The organism is Xanthomonas sp. WHRI 10207, assembly GCF_040202975.1.
Lineage (GTDB): Bacteria > Pseudomonadota > Gammaproteobacteria > Xanthomonadales > Xanthomonadaceae > Xanthomonas.
In genome coordinates this window covers 1-23,541 of the sequence record NZ_JBEGDX010000002.1, presented here as the reverse complement: position 1 = coordinate 23,541, position 23,541 = coordinate 1, and the positions used below count along the sequence as shown (strand labels likewise).

9 protein-coding genes are annotated in these 23,541 nt (G+C 64.4%); 8 read left to right on the top strand and 1 reads right to left on the bottom strand.

Translation table 11 applies throughout. The features are described 5' to 3' along the window. Positions 1 to 319: 319 nt before the first annotated feature. The 8 genes from ABQU90_RS05685 to ABQU90_RS05650 all read left to right on the top strand — a co-directional run bounded on the left by ABQU90_RS05685 (position 320) and on the right by ABQU90_RS05650 (position 22,730). The gene (locus ABQU90_RS05685; RefSeq protein WP_323523458.1) at positions 320 to 2,677 is read left to right on the top strand and encodes a glucosidase family protein; all 2,358 of its coding nucleotides are present in this window, start codon (positions 320 to 322) and stop codon (positions 2,675 to 2,677) included. Between the two features lie 534 nt (positions 2,678 to 3,211). Continuing rightward, a complete protein-coding gene (locus tag ABQU90_RS05680; RefSeq protein WP_323523481.1) occupies positions 3,212 to 6,028 on the top strand; it encodes a TonB-dependent receptor plug domain-containing protein in 2,817 nt (938 codons plus the stop codon). A gap of 459 nt (positions 6,029 to 6,487) precedes the next feature. Then, positions 6,488 to 10,888 carry an Ig-like domain-containing protein gene (locus ABQU90_RS05675; protein WP_323523457.1) on the top strand — a complete coding sequence of 1,467 codons (4,401 nt, stop codon included), beginning with the start codon at positions 6,488 to 6,490 and terminating at the stop codon, positions 10,886 to 10,888. Continuing rightward, positions 10,885 to 12,471 carry a family 43 glycosylhydrolase gene (locus ABQU90_RS05670; RefSeq protein ID WP_323523456.1) on the top strand — a complete coding sequence of 529 codons (1,587 nt, stop codon included), beginning with the start codon at positions 10,885 to 10,887 and terminating at the stop codon, positions 12,469 to 12,471. Before ABQU90_RS05675 ends, ABQU90_RS05670 begins: the two co-directional genes overlap by 4 nt. 95 nt (positions 12,472 to 12,566) lie before the next feature. Further along, positions 12,567 to 14,852, top strand: coding sequence for a S9 family peptidase (locus ABQU90_RS05665; RefSeq protein WP_407078758.1), 2,286 nt, complete (start codon positions 12,567 to 12,569; stop codon positions 14,850 to 14,852). Between the two features lie 99 nt (positions 14,853 to 14,951). Further along, positions 14,952 to 16,706 (top strand): DUF6055 domain-containing protein, encoded by a 1,755-nt coding sequence (locus ABQU90_RS05660; protein WP_323523454.1) that lies wholly within the window; start codon positions 14,952 to 14,954, stop codon positions 16,704 to 16,706. A 593-nt stretch (positions 16,707 to 17,299) separates the two neighbouring features. After that, complete coding sequence (locus ABQU90_RS05655) at positions 17,300 to 20,194, top strand: TonB-dependent receptor domain-containing protein (RefSeq protein WP_407078757.1); 2,895 nt, start codon at positions 17,300 to 17,302, stop codon at positions 20,192 to 20,194. Between the two features lie 160 nt (positions 20,195 to 20,354). Beyond that, positions 20,355 to 22,730, top strand: a complete 2,376-nt coding sequence (locus ABQU90_RS05650; RefSeq protein ID WP_323523453.1) for a beta-L-arabinofuranosidase domain-containing protein — start codon at positions 20,355 to 20,357, stop codon at positions 22,728 to 22,730. Positions 22,731 to 22,939: 209 nt separating this feature from the next. On the opposite strand, the gene ABQU90_RS05645 is transcribed toward ABQU90_RS05650, so the two are convergent. After that, positions 22,940 to 23,377, bottom strand: a complete 438-nt coding sequence (locus tag ABQU90_RS05645; RefSeq protein WP_323523452.1) for a SymE family type I addiction module toxin — start codon at positions 23,375 to 23,377, stop codon at positions 22,940 to 22,942. Positions 23,378 to 23,541 lie beyond the last annotated feature (164 nt).

Sequence of the window (23,541 nt, the reverse complement as noted above, 5' to 3'; positions counted from 1 at the left end):
TTGCGGTGATCAATGTGGTTTATCCATCGTCGCCATACATGATCGATTGCGATGTAACGCAGCCGGAACGCATCGGCTATGCGGCATGCAAGATGCCAGCGAGCCAAGCAACGCAGCCAGTCCGCCGGCGCCACTGCATGCCTCAGATCTTGCAAGGGCCCAGTGTTGCGCGCATGCCGTAAGGCCGCAGCAGGCACCACCGCGCACATGCCAGCGAATCGGTCTGTATGCAGATTTCCGCACCCGCGTCGGATCACTGCCACAAGACGTGGCGGGTGCATGCGCGCAGGATGCGGTTACGACCACCAAGGGCACGACGATGGACCGGAGAACCTTTCTGCGGCAAGGCATGGCAGCGACCGCGGCCGTGGGGGCCGGCGCTGCGCTGGCGGGTCACGCGGTGTCGGCCAGCGCGGCGGCGCTGCCTGCAGCATTACGGCCGCGCCTTGAGGCACTGCCTTCAGTCGCGCAGGTGGGCAGCAAGCTGTGCAGTTTTGAGCACCTGCAGCAACAGTGGACTGTCTACGAACAGCTCGACGACTCGCAGGGCCAGCTCACGCTGTGGACCGACAGCGGCATGCTGCGCCTGGACAAACGCACCGAAGCTGCCTACCCGGCGGCAGGGGCGCCGTACTTCGGCATGCCGCTGGCGCAGGTCGCCATGGCCGATGCCGACCTGCTTGCCGACCGCTTGCTGCGTGAGGGCGACCCGGACGAGGCGCAGGTGCGCGATGTCGCGCCACCGCCGGCGTCGTTGCTGGACCCCAAGGACAACGGTGGGCGCTGGCCGTGGACCACGTTTGTTGGCACGCGCGAAGCATTGGACACCATGCCGATCTTGCCCAACGGCCGCAGCCGCACCTCGCGGCCGGAACATGCCTTCACCGAACTTGGCGAGGAGGCGCTGATCAAACGGCGCGAAGAAGGCATGCTCGGTGGCTGGATGCCGGCGGTGCGCAAGGTGATGCGCCGCGAGGGCGAGGCCGACGCCTGGTACGACGTGCTGGTATTCGCAGATGTGCGCGCGCCCGACCGCTTTGTGGTGCAGACCTGGCACCGCACCATGCAGGTCCGCGGCGGGAAGATCGTGGCGGTGCACTACACGCACAGCTATCCCGCATTCGGCACGCTGCGCACGCCGGCCACCGCCGAGCAGTTTTATGCGGCGCTGATCGATTTCGCGGCGTACTGGCAACAGGCATTGGACGGCACGGTGCAGGCGCAACTGCCCGATGCCAGTTGGAATGACATGGCGCAGTTCGCGTTCGCACGCGAGCTGGTGGTGCGCCCGGGGGGCGACTATCCGAAGTACGGCGCGGTGGAGCGCGACTACTACGGTAACGAGTACGACGGCTTTCAAGACACCTTTACCAGTTCGCTCTATGCCAATCTGGAATGGGGCCGCTTTGCTCAGGCTGCTGCGGTACTCGACAACTATTTCGATGCGTTCGTGCAGGACGATGGCCTGCCGAACATGCGCGGACCGGAGGTGGGGCAGTTCGGTCTGACCTTGTCGTTGCTGGCGCGCTATCTGCGCTATACCGGCGATGCGCTGCGCTTGCGCCGATTGCTGCCCAAGATTGCGGCCACCGCGCAGGTGTTGTGCGCGTTGCACGATCAGGCATTGGCATTGCCGCGCAATGCGTCCGGGCACGGCCTGCTGCATGGCTGGAACGAATCGGATGCGTGCCTGTTTCCCGATCCATCGCTGTGGTGGAAGCCGTATTACGCCAACAGCGCGCTGACCATTCGTGGGTGGGAGGACATTGCGCAGGTCTGGAGCACGCTCGGTGGCGATGCGGCACAGGCGGCCCAATGGCAGCGCCGCGCGAAGCAGTTGCGCACACGGCTGGAAGCCAGCCTGCGTGCCAATGTGCGCCGCGATCTGTCGCCGCCGTATGTCGGCCCGCTGCCGGGCACCACGCTGACCTTTCGGCAATCGTTGCTGCAGGAAAAACCCAGCGAGCAGCAGTGGCCGCATCGCGTCTACGCCGAGTTGCTGCAGGCCGATGTGTTGCCGGACGACCTCGCCCATCTGGTGATCGACTGCCTGCGCGGCCACGGCGGCACCAGCATCGGCGTGGTGGCCAATATCGCGGCACCGGAGCCGGGTAGCCGCGATCTGCTGGGGTTTATTTCCTACGGGTATGCGCAACAGCTGCTGCGGCTGGATCGCATTGAAGAGTATCTGTTGTTCGTCTACGCGCACCGCTATCAGGTGCACACGCGTGGCAGCTGGACGGCGGGCGAAGTCAGTGGCATCACCGGCGGCATGCCGTTGTTCTGCATGCCGGCGCAAATGACCATTCCGTTGTTGTTGCGCTGGATGCTGGTCAGCGACGACAGCGCGGGCGAGCAGTTGTTTCTTGCGCGTGCAGTGCCGCGTGCATGGCTGGCTAGCGGCGAGGCGGTCGCTGTTACTGCGGCGCCGACACGTTGGGGCACGGTCACATTGACCTTGCGGACCGACACCGCTGCACGCCGTATCGATGCACAGGTGCAACTGCCCGAGCGCGCTCCCAAGCGCACCTGGCTCACGCTGCGTGCGCCAACCGGCACGCGATTGCAACGCGTACTGGTCGATGGACAACCGGCGCGTCTGCAAGGCCCGCATGCAGATCGGGTGGCGCTGTCGCACGGCGTCGCAGCGGTGCAGGTACAGGCCTGGTACGTGTGACGCACGTCGCTGCAATGCCGTCATCCACACGCGGCGCGATCTGAGCGCGGCGATCGGCACCGATCGCCGTCTACAACGCTAGCGGCAACAAGGTTACTTTTGAGGGCGTGTGCAGTGGTCTTGCCATCACGCTGGGCGTGAAGCGAGCAATCCCGCGACCGCGTAGCCATCAGGCGCGTGCATGCGATCCGGCATGTATCAGGTGTGCGCGATAACCGCTTGCCATGTGTCACCGTGCTTTGTGTCGAAATTATGGCAAAAGCATGTGAATTTCCGCACGAGTGCCGGATAAATTCGTCAAGACGCCAGCGCGGCATTGTCGCAAGCTTTTTTTGCGTGGCCTGCAATTCTTGGTCGCGTGCTCTCAGGGGGAGAGCAGCAACGTCGCCGTCCTGTCTGGCCAGTTGCCGTTTCGTACGGCAGTTCGCTGGTGTCGTCTTTGTCGTGATCGATCTCTCATCTTGCGCTGTTGCAGTGCGGCTTGGCCGTGCGCGCAGGTTGGCCGTTGTCCCCATGAAAGCACAAGGAATTCCGATGTCGCCCAGCTGCTCCGCCATGCTGTCGCAGTGCCTCGTTTCCAGACCTCACCCGTTGGTCAAGGCGATCGTCCTGGGCTTGTCCATCGTCGCCGTGCCGGCGCTCGCACAGCAGCGCAGCGCCGACGACGATGTCACCCAGACCCTGGATCAGATCAACGTCACCGGCACCCATCTGCGCCGCGTGGATGCCGAGACTGCCAGCCCGGTCATTGTGGTCGACCGGCAGCGCATCGAAGATAGCGGCAAGAGCACGCTCGGCCAGTTGCTGCAACAACTCCCGGCCATGTCCGGCTTCATGCCGGGCCCTGCGCTCAACTCTGGTTTCAGTCATGGCCGTGCGCTGGTGTCGCTGCGTAATCTGGGACCCGAGCGCACGCTGGTGCTGGTCAACGGCCACCGCATGGCCGGACCGGCCAGTAGTGTGGCATCGGCACCGGGCGTGGATGTCAACGCCATTCCGGCCTCGATGGTGGAGCGGGTGGAAGTGCTTACCGACGGTGCCTCGTCGGTGTATGGCTCCGATGCGATCGGCGGGGTGGTCAACATCATCCTCAAGGACAAGTACGACGGCTTTGCCGCCACGGTCGATTACGCCCAGAGCACGCATGGCGATGCCAATAGCCGCACGCTGGGCCTGGAGTGGGGCAAGACCTGGGACCGCGGTGGGGTGATCCTTGGGCTCAGCCGCAATTCGATGAATCCGGTGTTCAACCGCGATCGCAGCTATGCCGCCAGGGCGGTGGAGTTTCTCGACGGGCAGGTCAGTGAGATCCGTGGCGGCAACACGCGCGCATTCCTGAGCGATGGACGCAGGCTGACTCCAGCCGACGGCGTGCCGCCCGGACCGGTCGACGCAACTGCATTTCGTCCTTACCAGCCTGCGACAGACAGCTACAACGTTTACGACGCGCAATACCTGATCACCCCGATAGAACGCACCAACGCATCGCTGCACGGCAGTTTTGAATTCACTCCGAACGTGCAGGGGTATATGGACGTGTTCTGGACGCGCAGCAAGACCACCTCGCGGCTGGATGCGTTCGGCATGGAGATGCAGGATGCGGCCGACAATTACTACAACCCGTTCGGCGATCAGCTGGACCGTTATCTGCTGCGCTCCACCCAGGCCAATACGCGCGTCTATACCGCGACGATGTTCCAGACCAATATCGTGGCCGGCCTGCGCGGGCGCGTGGAAGGCACCAGTTGGCAATGGGATGCGGCCGCAGGCTACGCACGCTACAAGGACACGTTGGTACGCACGGGCTTCTCCATCACCTCGGCGCTGAACAACGCCACCGGTGCCTCGTTCCTGGACAGCGACGGGGTGGTCAAGTGCGGCGCGCCCGGTGCGGTGATCGCCGGCTGTACGCCGATCAATATCTTCAACCCCAGCGATCCGGCGACCATCGCGGCGCTACGCGGCACCCAGCGACCGGTGGATCTGATCGACGAGAGCCAGATGCGTTTTGTCGACATCAGCGCCAACGGCGATCTGTTCAAACTCCCCGCCGGTGCGGTGCAGGCAGCGGTGGGTCTGGTCTATCGCACCAACAAATTCGCACAGGGCACCACCAGCGAGGTGGCCGCCGCCGATGCCGACGGCAATTGCGATTACAACGACGGCTGCATCCTCCGGCAGGGCCGCGACGAATCGGTGCGCGAGGCCTATGCCGAGTTGCTGGTGCCGTTGCTCAAGGACGTACCGTTTGCCAGCAGCCTGAATCTCAATCTGGGTTCGCGCTATTCCAAATACGATGCCTGGGGCAACACGACCAACAGCAAGGTCGCCATCGAATGGCGGCCGATCGCCAATTTGCTGGTGCGTGCCACCGGCTCGCAGGTGTTCCGCGCGCCTGCGCTGGGCGATCTGTATGGCTCGCCCTATAACGCGGTAATCGACACCACCGGCGATTTCGAGGACCCATGCAATGGCTATGCCGGCGGCGCGCCCAATCCAGCCTGCGCCAACGTACCCAACGATGGCAGCTTCACCAATACCGCGCAGTTCAACGTGGTGACCTCCGGCGCCAACAATCTCGGTTTCCAGCTCAAGCCGGAGCGTGGCCGCTCCTACAACATCGGCGTGGTGTACGACCCCGACCAGGTGCGCGGCCTGTCGCTCAACGTGGACAGCTGGCGCGTGGTGCTGGATGACATGCTGTCTGGCGTTGGCGAGCAGCAAGTGGTCAACGATTGCTTCGATGGAAGCGAAGCAGCGTTCTGCCCGCTGATCCAGCGCGACGCAGCCGGGCAGCTGACGCGCGTGTCCGTACCGTTCGCCTACAACAGCGGCAAGGTGGATATCCGTGGCTACGATGCGGGCATCCACTACACGCTGGCCGATACCGCGTGGGGTAATTTTTCTGCCGGTCTGGATGCGACCTTCTTTTCCGATTTTCGCTTCGCTGGCGAAACGCACAACTACGTCGGCGAAAATTCCAGCTGGGGCAATATGCCGCGCTGGCGCGCCGTGGCCAATCTGGCCTGGGACAAGGGCCCATGGCATGCGAGCTGGAACACCCGTTACCTGGGCCGCACCGTCAACGGCAGCCAGTACGACAACTTCTGCGCCGACACCAATGCCGATGGCAGCTGCCGCTATTTCCCGATCGGCTCGGTGGTCTATCACAACGTTTCGCTGAGCCGCAAGCTGGCGTCCTTGCACAGCACGCTCGCCTTGGGCGTGGACAATCTGGGCAATCGCACACCACCGCAGTTTTACAGCTACTCCAACGCAGCCAATACCGACGCGACCACCTACGACACCTTGGGTCGCTTCTTCTGGAGCCGGTTGCGTGTGGAATTTTGAGCGCGACACGCGGCGCCGGTATCGCGGTGGAGCATTCCCGCCGCCGAAGGCGGGCGCCGTGCAGCACGCCTGCACTAAGCACGCCTGCACTAATCACGCGAGGTTCGTATGTCCGCGGCACGCTTCGCATTCTTGCAACGTGCTCTGTCGTAAGCGCCTATGCTGACCGGCTGCCGGCGCGTCGAGAGAGCAGCCGCGCAGTGGAGGCACTGCCGAGGCGTGCAGCGGTGAACGAGATGTGGCGAGCGGTCTTCAGCGGAGCGTGCACGGTGCGGAGGAACCTGCATGTTCAAGTGCTTCATCTGCACCGAGCATCGTGCGCGCTTGCCTGGCGGTGAGCGCAGTCGGTGGGTTGGTCGCTCTTCTTTCAGCGCATGGTGGTCGCAGCAGCGGTGTGGTGCGTGCCGCTGCTCGCAGACAGACCATTTCAATGCCCCGCACCTTGCAGAGAGCCGCTCCATGCGTCGTTCCTTTTTGATGACATTCGTGTGCCGGCATAGACGCTGGTTGCGCGCCGCGCTGCGGTCCGGTGCAGCCGCCGCGTTTTGCGCGGGTGCAGTCGTTTGCATACCCGTGGGCATCGCCAAAGACATGCAGGAGGCGCCGGTGGCACTGGCCAACGCGGCGATTGGCGATCCGCGTTTTCATGGGCTGGAGCATCCGCTGCCCGACAGCGGCGTGGCCTTCGCACCTGGTGGGCAGCTGGCGCGGATCTACGCGGCTGATCGCGCGCGCGGGGCAGGGCAGGTTGCGGGCAACGATTTCTGGATCGATCGCATGCTGGTGCGCGAAGGCACCGGTGGTGGCTTCGATGACGAGAACGACTGGCTGTTCACGCGTGGGCGTGCGGCGTTTATGGCCACGCATCACCCCGAAATTCCCGGCTTCGTCGGCCAGGTGGCGTACTGGCATACCATCGATTACGACGCGCTGTTGCGCATCCTGTCCACGCAAGGCGAGCGCGCGGTGCAGTGGAGCGAGCGCTCGCAACAGCGTCGCCAGACGCCCAGCTATTTCAGTACCGTGTTCGAGGATGCCAACGCGGGCGTGCGGATGCGCCTGGTCAAGTACATCACCGAGCAGAATGTAGCGGTGGCCAGCATCGTAATGTCTAGCCTGGACGGTGCAGCGCATACGTTGTCGTTGCAGGCGCTGTCGCCGTTGGCGCAGCATGCCGATGGCGATGCGTTGACCGGCGCCTTCGAAGCCTACAACGCGATCACGACAGTGTTTCCACGCTTGTCCGGCGATGGCTTTCGGGTGGACGGCAACCAGCTGGTGCGCGAAGTGGCGGTGCCGGCCAGCGGCGAGACACCAGCGCTGAAACTGCAACTGGGCCTGCTCACGCACGAGCTGCCGCAGGCGCAAGCCGAATACACCCGTATCGCCGTGCAGTCGCCGCAACAGGCTTACCAGGAGCACGTTGCCGGCTACAACCGCTGGTGGGTGGATAACGTGCCGTATCTGGACACGCCGGATGAGAACATCACCAAGAGCCTTTTCTATCGCTGGTGGACGCTGCGCTTCAATTTTCTCGACGCCAACGTGCCGGGCAACGATTACCAGTTTCCGGTCGCCATTGAGGGCGTGCTGGGCTACAACAACGCCATCGTGCTGACCACCGGCATGTTTCTGGACGATCTGAAATATCTGCGCGACCCGAGCTACGCGTACGGCAGCTGGCTCAGCGCAGGCGAGACCGCGGGCGGCGGCAAGTACACCGACAATCCCGGCTCGCCGGAAAACTGGTCCAACTCGTATGCGCAATACATCACCGCCGCCGCATGGCGCTCGATGCAGCTGCATGGCGGCCCGCCGGCACTGGCCGCAAAGCTGGCCCGCTCCGGCAGCGGCGATGTGGACGGCGTACTGGCTGCCTACGATCTCAACCACAACGGCCTGATCGAATACGACTGGGCGGCGATGACCGGTAACGATGCCGATGCGGTGTCGTTCGACTGGGCGGCCAAGCACGGCGAAATCCGCATGGATCGCACCGAGAGCGCTTACGTCTATGCCAACGCGCAGGCAGCGGCGCAGGCGGCGCAACTGGCCGGCGACAGCGCAACCGCGCAACGCATGCAGGCTACCGCGCAACGCATTCGCAAAGCGGTGCTGGAGGTGTTGTGGCAGGACCACAGCGACAGCGCCGATTCGGTGGGCCTGCACGGAGAGCTGCTCAAACATCGCCAGGCCAAGGGACCGCGCCTGCCGGTGGACTGGAAGGAAACCAACAACTACTACCCTTTCAGCGTGGGACTGATGCCCAAGCAGGGCGATGCCGATCACGACCCCAAATATGCGCGTGCCTTGCGCTTGTTTGCCGATGCAGCGCAATACCCGCTGTTTCCGTTCTACACCGCCAATCAGGTCGATCTGCAGGCGCGCAGCAGTGGCGCCGATGCGGGCAGCAATAATTTTTCCACCATCAACGCGACGGTTGCATTCCGTCTGCTCGGCGAGGCGCTACGCGATTACCCCAGCCCGTTTCTGAGCGCGCAGAGCTACCGCACGCTGCTGTACTGGAACGCATGGGCGTCCTACATCGACGGCGACAACCGCTATCCGGATCAGAACGAATTCTGGGCCAAGGGCAGTGCCAGCAATGGCGGCAAGATCGCGTACCGCTCGTGGATTCACCACACCCAGCTGGGTGCGACCAATTTCACCATGATCGAAGATGCGATGGGCCTGCGTCCGCGCAACGACGACAAGATCGAGCTGTATCCCATCGACATCGGTTGGGACCATTTTGCCGCCGACAACCTGCGCTACCGCGATCGCAATCTGAGCATCGTCTGGGACCGCGATGGGCGCCATTACGCGGGCAGGGCACCGCAGGGCTACAGCGTCTATCTGGATGGCACGCTGGCGTTTCGCGTGGACCGGCTTGCGCATGTGATCTACGACCCGGCCAGCGGGCAGGTCAGTGCGGCGCCCGATGCGGTTAATCGCAACGGCGCGGTGCAGGTGCTGGAGGCGCATCCGGCGCAGCTGGCGTCGATGGCGCAGGTGCCGATCGCTGCGGATTCGCGCATCGCCGAACTGCTGAGCAAGGCCGGCGTGGATGTGACGCTGCCGGCCACTGCCAACCACAACCTTGCACAAGGCGCACAGGTCACTGCCAGTTTTGCTGCGCCAGGCTTTGCCGCCGCTGCGGCGGTGGACGGCAGCACCGCGAGTACGCCGTTCTGGGGCACTGCCGGCTCGCCGTCTGCCAGTGACTGGATCGCCCTGGACCTGGGCCGGCCCCGGCAAGTGGATCAGGTGGTGCTGTATTTCTATCGCAGCTCCTCGCCTGGCGGCCAGCAGCATGGCTTTGCGTCCGGCACCTATCCCGGCTATGCCGCGCCGTGGATCTACGTCGTGCAGTACCAGGATGGTGCCGGCAACTGGAAGACCGTTCCGGGGCAGGTGCGCGATGCGGCAATCGCCGTAGGCAACCGCAACCGGGTGCGCTTTCCGGCGCTGCGTACGCAGGCGCTGCGCGTGCTGGTGACCCATGCCGGCGGCGCACGCACCGGCATCAAGGAACTGCAGGTGTTCGACAGCGGCCTTGCCGCGCCTGCGTTTGCCGGCAACGCGCCGCCGCAGGTGCAAGCGTGGCAGCTGGACGATGCCGGTGCGGGTGCCGACGGCGCGGCGATGGTGAGCGGCCGGGTCGGCGATGACGGCTTGCCCAACGCAGCGTTGCAGGTGCGCTGGCAGATGCTGCAAGGCCCGGAGGGTGGCGATGCGGTATTCGCCGATCCTGCCGCGTTGCAGACCGCGGTGCGCTTTACGCGCCCGGGTGCTTACACGGTGCGGTTGGCGGCCAACGACGGTGCGTTGGACGGTCATGCGGATGTGCAGCTGCTCGCGGCCGCCGCGCCGGTGCTGCAGCGCGTGCCATTGCACGAACTGGCCACGGTCAGCGCGCAGCTCACCGGCGGGCAGTACCGCGTACAGGCGCTCAACGACGGTGTCATTCCCGCAGTGGGCAGCAGGCCGAAGGGCAGCCGGCGCTGGGGCAGTTACGGCAGCGAGCAGCCAACCACGCTCTGGCTGCAATACCAGTGGCCGCTGCCGGTGCGTCTGTCATCCAGCACGCTCTACTTCTGGAACGACCAGCCCCGTGGTGGGGTGGCCGCACCTGCCAGCTGGACATTGCAGGCACTGCAAAACGGCCGCTGGCACGACATCGTCGCCGATGGCGGCTACCCGATTGCCACCGCTGCGATTGGCGCCGCCAGCACGGCCCGCTTTGCGCCGGTCATCACCACCGCCGTGCGTGCGGTGCTTAGCACTCAGCCCGGCGCCGACGGGCGCATGCCCATCGGCGTGGACGAATGGCAGGTGCACGCAGAGTTGCCCACGCGGGTGGAGGCGATCGATCTGCGCACCGCGCCGGGCCAGCTGCCGGTGTTGCCGCAGCAGGTCGACGCCTTCTTCGCCGATGGCAGCGTGCTGCCGGTGGCGGTGCAGTGGCCGGATCTGTCGCTGCAGCGGCTGGATAGTGAAGGTGCGGTGGAGTTGCAGGGGCTGGTGGAGGGCGTGCTTCCGATCAAGGCCACGGTCTGGGTACGCACCACGCCGCCAGCGCAGATCAACACCGTGCAGGCCTTGCCCGAGGTGAGCGCCGTGGTCGGCCAGACGCCCACGCTGCCGAGCGTTGTGAGCGTGCAATACAACGACGGCTCGCGCGAGCGCTTGCCGGTGAAATGGCCGGCGCTGGCGCCCGCGCATTACGCGCAACCAGGGCAGATCGGCCTGACCGGCACCGCGCAAGGGCGTGCGCCCACTGGGGTGGTGTCGGTTCCGCTCAGCGTGCAGATCAAGGCGGCCAGCACGCCGGCCCAGCGCCAGGGATCGACCCCATGACCGGCAGCCTCGCTCGAATCGTGGCATTGGCCGGCGCGTTGTCGCTGGCTGCCGTTGCCGCCTGCGCCGCCGTGCCACCGCAGGGCGTGCAGCTGCATGCACCGGGCAACCCGATCCTCGCCGACGGCAGTACCTATTCGGCCGACCCGGCACCGCTGGTGGCCGACGGCAAGCTGTACATCCTGGCCGGGCGCGACACCGCGCCACCCAACCGCAACGAATTCGTCATGCCTGGTTGGCAGATGTTCGTCAGCAGCGACCCGGCCAGCGGGCAGTGGACGCATTACCGCGACCTGCTACGTCCGCAACAGGTGTTCGCCTGGGCCGACAAGCGCTATGCCTACGCCGCGCAGATCGTGCAGGGGCCCGATGGCCGTTACTACCTGTATGCGCCGGTACACCAACGCAACGCGCCCAATCCGGATCCGTTCGCGATCGGCGTGGCGGTTGCCGACAGTCCGCTTGGTCCGTGGAGCGATGCCCATCCACAAGGGCCGGTGGTGTCGCAGTCGGTGCCCAACCGCAACGCCATCCAGAACATCGACCCCACCGTGCTGGTCGACGACGATGGCCGCGTGTATCTGTACTGGGGCACGTTCGGCGCGCTGTTCGGGGTGGAGCTGGAGCGCGACATGGTGACCTTCAAGGGCACGCCTGTGGCGGTGGAGACGCTCGACGGTTACTTCGAAGCGCCGTGGCTGTTCAAGCGCAATGGCACCTATTACCTGGCGTATGCGGCCAACAACGCCGGCCGCGATTCGGCATGTACGCCCACGCTGTATCACGCGTGCATCGCCTATGCGAGCGCGCCGACGCCGCTGGGGCCGTGGACCTATCGCGGCATCGTGCTGCCGCCGGTCTCCTCGACCACCTCGCATCCGGGCATCGTCGCCTTCAAGGGACAGTGGTATCTGATCTATCACACCGCCGATGCGCAGGGCGGCGGGCATTTCCGTCGCAGCGTGGCGATCGATCGGCTGCAGTGGGACGACAGCACCCAGCCTGCGAGCATCCGCACCGTCGTCCCCACCCGGCGCCCGCAGCCGGCGCTGCCGCCACAGCGCAATCAGGCGCCGTCCGCCGTGGCCACTGCGTCCAATGGGCCGCAGATTCCGTTGCAGTACTGGATGGCCGCGCTCAACGATGGTGTGGTCAAAACCAATCCATTGCCGCCTCAACTATGGGGCAGCTGGACGCCAGACAATCCGCCGCAGCAATGGATTCAATACAGCTGGGCGCAGCCGGTCACCCTGGACCGTACCCGCGTGGTGTTCTGGGCCGATCAGCCGCCCGCCGCGCAGATCGGTGTGGCGCCGCCAGCGCACTGGCACCTGGAATACCGCCAGGACGCGCAATGGCATCCGGTGCAGCCGCGCGATCGTTACGGCACCCGCACCGATCGCTACGAGGCGGTGTCGTTTGCAGCGGTCACCACGCGCTGCGTGCGTCTGGTGATGGATGCCTCCGGCGGCCCGGACAGTTATGCCGCGCTTGCCGTGCAGGAGTGGGAAGTGCTGGCACCGCAGCCGCAACGTCTGCCGGTCGCCGGCGATGCCGATAGCAGCCAGTGCGATACGCAATGAGCACCACCACGCATGATCAGTGCACACCGATGAGGCCACCGTTGCATTCCCTATTGCACGTCCGTTTACGCAGCATCGCCGCGCTTTGCCTGGGCATGCTTCTCTGGTCGACGCAGCCAAGCGCAACGGCTGCATCGATCGCACCCACGCCTGCGCAGTACACGCATGCGCTCGGCCTGGCCGAACGCTACGCCGCGCTGGTCGACCATCAACCCACCGAACCGATCTGGATCGATGACGGGAGATTCCTGTACCGGCGCGGGGTCGCGCGTGCCAACCAACGGCCGGCCATCGAATACCGCATGGTGGATGCCGCCAGCGGCCGCAACACGCTGGCCTTCGACCATGCACGCCTGGCGGCGGCATTGACCAAGGCCGGCGCGGTCGCTGTGGACGCAGCGGCGCTGACGCTGCAGGCGCCCACGTTGCAGCAGGACCGTCTGGCCTTCCAGCTCGCTGGCGTCGGCTGGCAATGCACGCTGTCGCGCTATGCCTGCGTGCATCTGCACGACCGCGATGCGCCTCCGGAATCGATGGACATGCGGCTTCCGCTCGTGCAGGGCGAACGCAACGTCAAGCTGTCGCCGGATGGCCGCTGGCGCGCCTGGATCGAACAGGCCAATGTGGTGATCGCGCCTGCGAGCGGCGGTGAGCGCAGCGTGCTTAGTCGCGATGGCAGTGCCGACGATTACTACGCGCTGGACAGCCTGGTGTGGTCGCCGGATTCGCAGCATCTGGCGGCGTATCGGGTCAAAGCGCCGCCGCCGCGCATCGTCTATTACATCGAATCGGCGCCCGCCGACCGCGTGCAGCCCAAACTGCACCAGCAGATCTATCCCAAGCCGGGCGATGTGTTGCCGGTGATGCAGCCGGTGCTCTTCGACATCGCCACGCGCGCGGCGCATCCGGTGGCGATGACGCTGCTGCCCAACGCCTTCACCTTGAGCGAGATGGTGTGGTGGAAGGACAGCCGCGGTTTCACCTTCGAGTACAACGCACGCGGGCATCAGCTGTATCGCGTCATCGAGGTGGATGCACGCAGTGCCGCCGCGCGCACGCTGATCGAAGAAACCTCGCCCACCTTCATCGAATACTCCGAGCTCAGCGGCGAGCACGAAGACGGCGGCAAGCATGCGCGCCGCAATCTGGCCGATGGCGCGCAGATCGTGTGGGCCTCCGAGCGCGATGGCTGGGAGCATCTGTATCTCTACGATGGCCGCACCGGCGCGGTGATCCGTCAGCTCACCCACGGTGAGTGGGTGGTGCGCAAGCTCGATCGCATCGACGAGGCAGCGGGGCAGCTGTATTTCAGCGCCTCCGGCATGCAACCCGGCGAAGATCCGTATTACCGCCACGCTTATCGTATCGGCATCGATGGCAGCGGGCTGACCGCGTTGACGCCGCAGCAGGCCGACCATGCCGTGCAGTATTCGCCGGATGGAACGTGGTTGCTGGATCTTTACTCGCGCGTGGATCTGGGCCCGGTGCTGGAGCTGCGGCGCAGCACCGACGGTAGCGTGGCACGTACCATCGAGCGCACCGATCTGAGCCGTCTGCAGGCGGCCGGCTGGCAGGCGCCGTTGCCGTTCCATACCACCGGGCGCGATGGCAAGACCGAAATCTGGGGCGTGATCCATCGCCCGCAACAGCTGGATCCGCAGCAGCGTTACCGCGTGGTCGAAGACATCTATGCGGGCCCGCAAGGCTCCTTCGTGCCGAAAAGCTTCACCACCCGGGTGCCGCCGCTGACCGCGCTGGGGTTTGCGGTGGCGCAGATCGATGGGATGGGCACCAATAATCGCGCGCGCGCCTTCCACGACGTGGCCTGGCGCAATCTCAAGGACGCCGGTCTGCCGGATCGCATCGCCTGGCACACCGCCGCGGCCGCGCAGTACCCGTGGTACGACATCCGCGGCGGCGTCGGCGTGTACGGCACCTCGGCCGGTGGTCAGAACGCGTTGGGCGCGTTGTTGTTCCATCCCGAGTTCTATGTGGCGGGCGTGGCCAATTCCGGCTGCCACGACAACCGCATGGACAAGATCTGGTGGAACGAGCAATGGATGGGCTGGCCGGTGGGGCCGTGGTATGCCGAATCGTCCAACGTGGAAAACGCCGCGCGCCTGCAAGGGCATCTGCTGCTGGTCACCGGCGACATGGATATGAATGTCGATCCCGCCAGCACCTTCCAGGTGGCCGACCGCCTGATCAAGGCGGGCAAGGATTTCGACCTGCTGGTGGTGCCGGGCGGCGACCATGGCGCCGGTGGCAGTTACGGCCGCCGTCGGTTGCTGGATTTTTTCGTGCGCTGGATGCAGCAGGCACCAACGCCTGAGTGGAATCGCACATCGCCCGACACAGCCGTCGCGCCGCCACCCGCGTGATCGCACGTGCATGCCGCGGTCTGCGGGATCGTGTGCATGCGTCGAGCACGCCTATTACCTCAAAGCCCGCCATTCCGGCGCGGCTTGTTGGAGAATGTCATGCAACATCGAACACGCGTCATCGCCAACGCGATCCTGGCAACCGCCTTATCGGCAACGCTACCTGGCATCGCCGCAGCGGCGGAAACAGTGGGGTGTCAATCGCGTTCCAGCGATGCGCCGTGGGGCGCCGCCCAGCCGTTACGCACATGGACGCCGAGCGGCGGTTCGGCCGCATTGAACGCGGTCGGCGCTGCCGAGGGGCCGCCGTTCCAGGCCAGGTTGGTCACTGCGTTCGGCGAGGATTCGGCGGTATCGGTGCGATCGGTGGTACTGGAATATCCCGATGGTTGCCGACGGCGTTATCAGCTGCCGTCCTTCGCAGCGTCGGACCGGCAGTACGTCGCCACCGTTGCCAAGGCGCATCCGGTGCGCGTGGATCGGCGCACCTATGTCACCGCCGCCGAGCCGGACACGATCACCGCTGCGATGCTGGCGAATGGATCTGCGAAAAAATACGAAACCCAACACTTCGCCTTCTGGTACGGGGTGAAGACGGCTGGGGAGAGTTATCGCGATGTGGCCAAGCGCGGCATCGCGTGGACGACCTTCGTCAACCAGAGCGCCGCCTGGTTCGAAAAGGTCTGGCAAATGAATGCCGATCTGCTGGGCGCACCGATGCCCTATGCCGGAGTAACGGCGCCCAAACGCATCAATGTCTACCTGTGCGGCACCGGGCTGCCCTATGCGCAGGGCGGCGATCTCACCGAATGCGGCGCCAGTGCCGGGCAGGCGATCGGGATCTCGTCGTGGGCGCTTGGATACGGCTCGCACTCGGTAGCGCATGAGTTCGTGCACACCTTGCAGTACTACAGCGGCGGTTACCGCGATCTGCAGGCCGCTGGTTGGTTCTGGGAAACCCACGCCAACTGGAGCGCGTTCCAGACCGGGCGGATGGACGATTCTGCAGTGGCGTACTACCAGTCGAATCTTGAGAACGGGCCGCTGTTTCCGGAGAGCCGCTACGGCGCGCATCCGTTGTTGATGTTTCTGGCCGAAGCCGATGCAACCCGTTCGCTGGTCTGGGACATGTGGCTGAAAAATCAGCGCAATGCCGCTGGCGATACCGTGGAACTGCCGATGCAGACCGTAGTCCGCCTTGGTCAGCAACAGGGCGTGTTTCCGCAGGGTTTTCGTTCGTTTGCCGATTTCATGGGGCGCTACGGTGCGCGGCTTGCCGCATTCGACTTCCTCAGCCAGAAGGCCTTGCTCGACATCAGCAAGGACCGCGCCGCCGCCAAACGCTATGTGCCGTTAAGGGCATTGGCCGCGCGCGGCCGGTATGCCTCCTCACCGGAGCGGCCGTTGAACATCTACGGCACCCATGTCATTCCGCTGACACCGCAGACCGGAGCAAAAACAATCAGCGTGAGCTTGCAGGGAAAGACCGCTGCCGACCAGGCGGCGTGGCGTTTTACCCTGGTCAGTGTGGATGCGCAGTCCCGCCCGACCTATGCAGCACTGGCGGCAGTGGAGGCGACGGCAAGCAGCACAGTGAGCTTGGCGCTGCCGGCGGACGCCAAACAGACCTATCTGGTCGTCACGGCCACGCCGTATCGCTACAGCATCGTGCCGACCATCGTCGAACAGTTGGCAGGCAAGAAGCCGGTGCAGTTTCCGTACGAAGTCAGCATCGCCGGGGCCAAGCCGCTGTCGGGTTCGGCCAGCACCTGCTCGGCCTATACAGGGACCGATGGGCTGGATCAGAACTGGAACACCAACGGCCATCGTATTGATGAGACGGCATGCAGATGAGGCGCTGATGTTGCAGCGATAAGCGTCCCCGACCGCAGGTCCACGCTCTGGATCTGCGGTCGGCGTATGCCAACACAGCAACTATCGCGATCGCGCGTCAGCTGGGTGCGGGCGGCGCTGCGAAGCCGCCCTGGACGCGCGCTATGCAGCACTGCGCATCGTCGCGCTGGTCTGGCGGACCCAGGCGTTGCGGTGGTTGCTCTCGATGTGGGGCAGGCGACACCAGCACGCCGACCTGGCACAGCGCTGCCTGCACGCACACCGGTGCGCATGGCAACCATGCTGTTTTCCGCATGCACGGTCGACAAATGCGACAAGACGTAGCGCCTGCGCACAGGCACATTGTGACCAGCTGATGAAACTGGAGCGCATGGGCGACTCCATGAACGAACCAACCTCCATCGGATACCACGCGTGGTTGCGCGATCGAACCTGATCGCGCGCGTTGATGGATGTCTGCGTCTGCGGTACGGCCATGGCGAAGGATTTCGTCGCGGTGCCTGTCTTCCATCTGTTCTGACCCGCACTGGCGCATACCGGTACGGGCGTGTATTGCCCGTCGTTTAGCCACTTTTTCAACTCAGGAGCCTTGCATGTCGATGTCGTCGCTGCCCATTCCTCGTCGCACCGTGACCAGGCCGCGCCCGCTGCCCAGCATGCTCGCCACCGCGTTGGTGCTGGCGCTTGCCGCAGGCACGGCGGTTCCTGCACATGCGCAACAGGCCGGCAACGGCGACGCGACGCAGACGCTGGACAGCGTGGTCGTCACCGGGTCGCGGCTACGCCGTGTGGACACCGAAACCGCAAACCCGGTAGTCACGGTGAGCCAGGAACAGATTGCCGCAACCGGCAAGGCCACAGTGGGCGACCTGCTGCAGGAACTGCCATCGATCGCCGGCAACGCCACCAACCCGTACACCAATAACGGCGGCGGCACCGGTGCCTCGGCGATTTCGCTACGCGGCCTGGGCGACAAGCGCACCTTGGTGTTGGTCAACGGTATCCGGCTTGCGTACAACGACGTCAACGCCATTCCGACCAGCATGATCGAGCGCATCGAGGTGCTCAGCGATGGTGCTTCTGCGGTGTACGGGTCCGACGCCATCGGTGGTGTGGTCAACTTCATCCTGCGCACGCACTTCGACGGCGTGCAGTTCAGCAGCGACTTCGGTACCAGCAGCGAGCGCGATGGCAACCGGCGCAACTTCGCACTCACCGCCGGCAAGACCTGGGAGCGCGGCAGCCTGATCGGCGGGCTGTCGTATCACAACATCGACCCTGTCTCTGCCGGTGCGCGCGACTACTCCAAGGACGCGCTGGCACTGACCGATGGTGTGCCGGTGAAGCAGGGGTCTTCTGCCACACCCACCGGCACGGTCAACTTCAACGATGGCTCGGATCAGTCCAATCAGCTTCGGCAGGCCAATGGCTGCGCGCGGGTCACGCTCAATGGCGGCGTCAGCGGTCGCGCCGGTCCAGGCGATTTTCACTGCTATAACCCCAGCGCCGATTCCTACAACTATCAGCCGTTCAATTTGTTGCAGACCCCGCAAAAGCGCACCAATGCCTTCCTGCTTGGCACATTTCGCTTCAGCGACAGCGTCGAGGGGTACGTCAACACCTGGTTCAGTAAAACTGAATCGGCCTCGATCATCGCGCCGATTCCGATCTTCTCCAACGGCGACAACATCCTGGTGTCGTCGCAGAGTTACTACAACCCGTTCGGCGTCAACTTCGGTACCGATCGCACCACCGGTACCTCGTACAACGACCTCAATACGCGCGCCACGGTGCTGGGCAACCGCAGTTATCAATACAACACCTACAACTTCCAGATCAGTCCCGGCTTGCGTGGCCGCTTCGGCGACAGTTCCTGGCAGTGGGATGCAAACTTCAACTACGGCAAGGTCAAGCAGAAGTCGATCAACAATGGCTTTCTGGACTATACCGCGTTCAATCAAGCCATCGGGCCGTCGTTTCTGGACAGCGACGGCGCAGTCAAATGCGGCAGCGCAGGCGCAGCGATCGCTGGCTGCACGCCGCTGAATTTCTTCAACCTCAACGACAGCTCCAACCTGGCCACCTTGCAGGGCATGGTGGTCAACCCGATCGTGACCAGCGTCTACACGGTCAAACAATTCGAAGCCAATGCCAACGGTACGCTGTTCGACCTACCGGCCGGCGCGGCCAGCCTGGCGGCCGGGCTTTCGTATCGGAAGGAGCGCTCCACGACAGCATCCGATGCGCTGTGGACCGGCGACGAAAACGGGTTGTGCGGGGTGATCGAATACTGTTCGTCCACATTGAGCGGCAGCTTCGACGTCAAGGAAGCCTATGCCGAAGCGTTGTTCCCGCTACTCAAGGACCTGCCCGGCATCAACGCGCTCAATATCACCCTGGGCACGCGTTTTTCCGATTACAGCTCGGTGGGTAGCAAGACCAATAGCAAGGTATCGCTGGAGTATCGCCCGATCGAGAATCTGCTGGTGCGCGGCACCGTCTCGCAGGTGTTTCGCGCGCCAAACATCAACGAGCTGTATGCCGGCGTGGCAGGCGATGCGGCCACCGTCAACGACCCCTGCAACGGCTACACCGGCGGCAATAGCGTGGCTTGCGCCAATGTGCCCACCGACGGCAGCTACCAGCAATCGGACGGGCAGGTGTCGGGCAAGGTGTCCGGCGCGGCAGTGGCCGGCTATCAACTCAAGCCGGAAACCGGCAAGTCGTACGATGTGGGCCTGGTCTACGACCCGCAGTGGATCGATGGCCTGTCCATCAGCGCAGACTGGTGGCGTATCGATCTGGAAGACACCATCACCACCGTCTCCGCGCAAACGGTGCTCAACCAGTGCTACGCCAACTCGGCAAGCGCGTTCTGCGCGTTGATTCATCGCAACGGCAACGGCACCATCAATTACATCGCCGAGCCCACCGTCAACCTGGGCAAGCTGTGGGCCAAGGGCATGGACTTCAATCTGACCTATCGGCTGCCATCCACGCCGTGGGGCAACCTCACCGCCGGCCTCAACGGCACCTATCTCACCCGCTACGACGTGCTGCCCGATACCACCGACCCCAGCTCGGTCACCATCCATAATGTGGGCCGCTACACCCAGGCATACGGCAATTTCCCACGCTGGCGCGCGCTGGGCACCGTGAGTTGGGCGTTGGACGACTGGAGCGCTACCTGGCGCATCCGCTATGTCGGCAACACTGCCATCGGCAATTCCGATCCGGACCAGAGCCTGTCGGCCGATTCCAGCCAGCCGACAGTGGTGCGCAACATCGGCGCCTACGTCTACAACAACCTGCAGCTCGGCTATAACGTGCAGCCCTGGCATACGCGCTTCGAAGTGGGCGTGGACAATATCGCCAACAAGCAGCCGCCGCTGTATTACTCCAACAATGTCGGCAACGCCAATACCGATGTGGCCACCTACGACCTGCTTGGCAGGTTCTACTGGGCGCGCGCGACGGTGAAATTTTGAGTGCGGCCCTATCGACTGCGCTGTCTGATCGCAGTGCCACTGCCCGATCCGATCGGGCAGTGGTAGACCATGTTGCCCATATGCTCTACATCGCGATTGCCGGCCTGGCCTGTAACGGCGCGCGCAGTCTGCAAGTAGCGGCAGGAGCTAAGCTGACCTCATGACCGAGCCATCCAACACCGAGCGCACCACCGAGCATGCGTTGACCCTGTCGCGGCGGCGTTTTCTGGCCTGGAGCAGCCTGGCAGTGGCTGCGGGCTTCCTGCGCTTCCCTGCCGACGCCAGCGCCGCGCAGCCGGGAAGCATGCGCGCAGTGCCGCTTGCTCAGGTCCGCCTGACGCCCTCGCTGTTTCTGGATGCGCTCAACACCAATCGACGCTATCTGATGCGGCTGCAGCCGGATCGGCTATTGCACAACTTCGTGCTGTATGCAGGCCTCGACCCCAAGGCGCCAGCCTACGGCGGTTGGGAAGCGGACACCATTGCAGGCCATACGCTCGGCCACTATCTCAGCGCGTTGGCGTTGATGCATGCGCAAACCGGCGATGCGCAATGCGCCACACGCGCCGCGTATCTGGTGAGCGAACTGGCACGTTGCCAGGCGCATGCAGGCGATGGCTACGTGGCCGGCTTCACCCGCAAGAACGCGGCAGGAAAGATCGAAAGCGGGCGCGCAGTCTTCGATGAGCTCAAGCGCGGCAAGATCGACCCTGCACCGTTTTATCTCAACGGCAGCTGGGCACCGCTGTACACCTGGCACAAGCTGTTCGCCGGCCTGCTCGATGTGCATGCGCATTGCGGCAATGCGCAGGCGCTGCAGGTGGCGGTGGGGCTGGGTGGTTATCTGCAAGGTATTTTCGCGGCATTGGACGATGCGCAGCTGCAGAAAGTGTTGTCTTGCGAATTCGGCGGCCTCAACGAATCGTTCGTCGAGTTGCATGTGCAAACCGGCGATGCGCAGTGGCTGGCACTTGCGCAGCGGCTGCATCATCACGCCGTGCTCGACCCGCTGGTCGCCCAACGCGATGAACTGGTCCACCAGCATTCCAATACCAATATCCCCAAGCTGATTGGCCTTGCCCGCGAGTACGAGGTCACCGGCGACGCTGCCTCCGGCGCGGCGGCGCGTTTCTTCTGGCACACGGTCACCGACCACCACACCTACGTCATCGGTGGCAACGGCGACCGCGAATACTTCCAGCAGCCGGATAGCATCTCCAAGTTCCTCACCGAGCAGACCTGCGAGCACTGCGCCAGCTACAACATGCTCAAGCTCACCCGGCATCTGTATCAATGGGGGCCGCAGGCGGCGTATTTCGATTACTACGAGCGCACGCTGCTCAACCACGTGATGGCGCAGCAACACCCGCGCACCGGCATGTTCACCTACATGACACCGCTGCTGGCTGGCGAAGCGCGTGGTTGGTCCAAACCGTTCGACGATTTCTGGTGTTGCGTCGGCAGCGGCATGGAGGCGCACGCGCAGTTTGGCGATTCGGTTTACTGGGAAGATGGGCAGGGCGTGTATGTCAATCTGTACGTGCCCTCCAGCGTGCGCGACGCAGCGGGCTTCGCACTGAGCTTGCGCAGCACGCTTCCCGAGCAAGGCCAGGTGACGCTGCGCATCGACGTCGCGCCGGCAGATGCACGCATGCTCGCTTTGCGCGTGCCCGGTTGGGCCGGCGCGCACACGCTGCAGGTCAACGGCCAGCTGCAAACAGTGCAGCCAGTGGAGGGCTACCTACGCATCGAACGGCTGTGGAAGGCCGGCGACAGCGTGTCCCTGCAGCTGGAGACGCCGCTACGCCTGGAACCCACACCCGACGACCCGGCATGGGTGGCCGTCATGCGCGGCCCGCTGGTGTTGGCCGCCGACCTTGGCGATGCCGCAACACCATGGAACAACAGAACGCCGGCGCTGGCCGGTGGCGATGACGTCCTGCAACGTCTGCAGCCGCTGCCGGCCCATGGCCACTACGCCTATGCCGATGGCGCCCAGCAATGGCGTTTTTCCCCGTTCTACGCCCAGTTCGATCGCCGCAGCGCCGTCTACCTGGAACATCGCGATACCGCTGCCTGGCAACAACGCCTGGCCGAGCAGACGGCAGCGGACGCAACGCAACGCGCACTCGACGCGCGCGCACTGGATCGTGTCGCCCTAGGCGACGAGGCATCGGAACAGGCACACGCGCTCACCAGCGACAGCTCCTACGCCCTCAGCTACCGCCGCCGCGCCGGCCGCGACGCCCGCACCGGCGGCTTCATCGCCTTCACCCTGCGCAACACCGCCCAGGCCCGCATTCTGCGCCTACGCTACTGGGGCGACGAAACCCGCCGCCGCTTCCGCATACTCGCCGACGGCGAACTCATTGCCAACGAACGCCTGGATGGCAATCGCGGCCTGGACTTCGTCGACGTGGATTACGCCTTGCCTGCAGCAGTGGCAGGCCGCGCCACCCTACAGATCCGCATCGAACCGGAAACCGGCTACTCGGCAGGGCCCGCGTTCGGGTGCTGGGTGTTGGAGTCGGCGTGAGCGTGAAAACCCTATCGCGCGCATTATTGATGTAAGCATCAGTAATGCGCTCTTCATTGGGTGGCAGGCCAAACAGCAGACTGCAAAGCGTGAGCGTAAGCGCGAATGCAACAAGAGCATCCAAACTCTCAGGCATGCCAGCATAAAGCCTCTCTCCCTCCGGGAGAGGGGTTGGGGTGAGGGTACGGAGGCGAAGCCCCAGCGCAGTTTCAACCGCACAATGGATCCGCTTCACTGCCTAGCTGGCTAAAATCGTCTACTACCGTCACCACCAACTCACCCTCGCGCGCAGTGATCTGCAGCTTGCAGCCAACGGCAAACCCCAACTGCTCCAGCCACAGCCCGCGCAAGCGCACGCTGGGAATGCGCTGGCTGTGCGGCCGGCCGGGCTCTGCATCGTAGAACGCATAACCCACCGTGCAGCGCGTGGGCGTGCGCGCCTTGCGCGGTGGGCGCTGCGGTAAATCGTCCGCGCGAGGTCTGGTGTGACGGTCGAAGTCGAGATTGTCCACATCGAACGTGGGCGAAGGCACCAGCCGCATAGGCTGCGTGTCTTTTATTACCTGTGTGGTCGCCCGCTTCGCGGTAACGGTGCGTTTGGCGTTTGGTTTGGTCCGCTTGGCGGTCGTTGGCTGCGCCCTGCTCATCGCCTCACCTCCGCCAGCACCATGGAGCGAGGACGCTCACCCATCTGCACTATCGATACATCTGCCATGACAACGCCTCCTTCCAACAACAGGCACCGTCGCCAGCCGGCGACGGGATGTCGGGAGGTTAGAAACCGCTCATAGCCGGCGGGCGTATTCCTCCC

Bases quoted from the DNA above. Each gene is read 5' to 3' on its own strand.
- ABQU90_RS05685 (WP_323523458.1), top strand. From the start codon at position 320: ATGGACCGGAGAACCTTTCTGCGGCAAGGCATGGCAGCGACCGCGGCC.
- ABQU90_RS05680 (WP_323523481.1), top strand. From the start codon at position 3,212: ATGTCGCCCAGCTGCTCCGCCATGCTGTCGCAGTGCCTCGTTTCCAGA.
- ABQU90_RS05675 (WP_323523457.1), top strand. From the start codon at position 6,488: ATGCGTCGTTCCTTTTTGATGACATTCGTGTGCCGGCATAGACGCTGG.
- ABQU90_RS05670 (WP_323523456.1), top strand. From the start codon at position 10,885: ATGACCGGCAGCCTCGCTCGAATCGTGGCATTGGCCGGCGCGTTGTCG.
- ABQU90_RS05665 (WP_407078758.1), top strand. From the start codon at position 12,567: ATGCTTCTCTGGTCGACGCAGCCAAGCGCAACGGCTGCATCGATCGCA.
- ABQU90_RS05660 (WP_323523454.1), top strand. From the start codon at position 14,952: ATGCAACATCGAACACGCGTCATCGCCAACGCGATCCTGGCAACCGCC.
- ABQU90_RS05655 (WP_407078757.1), top strand. From the start codon at position 17,300: ATGTCGATGTCGTCGCTGCCCATTCCTCGTCGCACCGTGACCAGGCCG.
- ABQU90_RS05650 (WP_323523453.1), top strand. From the start codon at position 20,355: ATGACCGAGCCATCCAACACCGAGCGCACCACCGAGCATGCGTTGACC.
- ABQU90_RS05645 (WP_323523452.1), bottom strand. From the start codon at position 23,377: ATGAGCAGGGCGCAGCCAACGACCGCCAAGCGGACCAAACCAAACGCC.